A 1,269-nucleotide genomic window follows, 5' to 3' on the forward strand; every position below is an offset into this window, starting at 1 on the left:
GCCTTGATCGAAGCGTTTCTGCTCCAGCCACCGTCGGGCCTGATAGGCCCCCGGAATCTGCCGCAGCAATGGCGTCAGTCGGGAATAACCGGGCATGGCCGCTTCAGGCAGCACAGCACTCCAGCCCCAGCCATGAAACAGCGCCAGTTCAATATCCGGTTCACCCGCCAGGGCGTTCGCCAGTTCGGCGACGTAGTGGCCGATGCCGGTGCGCGGCGCCTGGAGGATGCGGGCGTTAAGGGCAATGCGCATGCTGCCTCTCAGGCACCTTCGCATCGCTGTGCAGGTTGCGCTGGACGCGTCCGACCAGTTGCGCACTCGCCTCGCGCCAGCTCAGCCAACGCCAGTTATCCAGGTTGAGGGGGGCGGGAAATGCGCCACCGCTTTCCATGTCGGTGACCAGGTCGGCCAGGTTCTGCGGGTCGGCGAGGTCGAAATACGCCATGTACTCGCCACCGATTTCGCGGAACACCGGGATGTCGCTGGCCATGGCCGGCAGGCCTCGCTGCATGGCCTCCACCAGGGGCAAACCAAACCCTTCGACGTAGGACGGGAACACCAGCGATGTCGCGTGGGAATAGGCGTGTTCCAGGCTCTTGTCCGAAAGTGTGTTGAACATGAACAGGCGCTGGTTCAATTGCGGATGCTGGCGGATACGCTCGATCAGCGCCTCGCACTTCCAGCCGATCTTGCCGACGATGCACAACCGGGCCTTGGACCCGGCCGCCCAGGCGCGCTCGAACGCGTCCAGCAGATACGCATGGTTCTTGCGCGGCTCGATGGTGCTGACCATCAGAAACACAGGGTCCGGCGTCTTGAACATCTGCAGCAGCCCCGGGTCGACGGCGGACCGGGCATCGGTCAGGTCAAGTTCGGAGCCGAGGTGAAAGTAGTCGAACCAGCGTTGCTGCACCTGCGTGGAGCCGATCCTGCGGGTCATCTCCTGGCGAACCTGGTCGCGGATCGTGGTCGATATCGCCACATAACCATCGGCGGTGCGGGCGATCCAGTCGAACCATTCGTTGAACACCTTCACCAATCCTGCGTCGCAGAACTGCGGGTGGGTCAGGGGAATCAGGTCGTAGATCACCGAAATGATGCCGACCCCGTCACGCTTGAGTTGCTCGGCCAGGGGGAAGAAGCTGGCGTGCCAGGACGAATCCAGCAGCACCAGTTGATCGCCGGCGCGATGCTGCAACGGCACGCAGCGCTCGGGAACCTTCTGGCCCTTGAGTACCCGATCGAGCAGGCGCATCGGCAGGCTCAGGC

Annotated in this window: 1 protein-coding gene and 1 pseudogene; both read right to left on the minus strand. The window is 63.5% G+C overall.

The features are described 5' to 3' along the window. A pseudogene (locus ACXRVY_RS29810) lies at nt 1-252 on the minus strand (glycosyltransferase family 4 protein); the annotation flags it as partial. Then, the coding region (locus tag ACXRVY_RS29815; RefSeq protein ID WP_458239052.1) for a glycosyltransferase family 4 protein at nt 236-1,269 on the minus strand (1,034 nt) is incomplete at its 5' end. The pseudogene ACXRVY_RS29810 and the gene ACXRVY_RS29815, both read right to left, overlap by 17 nt.

Source organism: Pseudomonas sp. P5_A2_2, assembly GCF_054177685.1.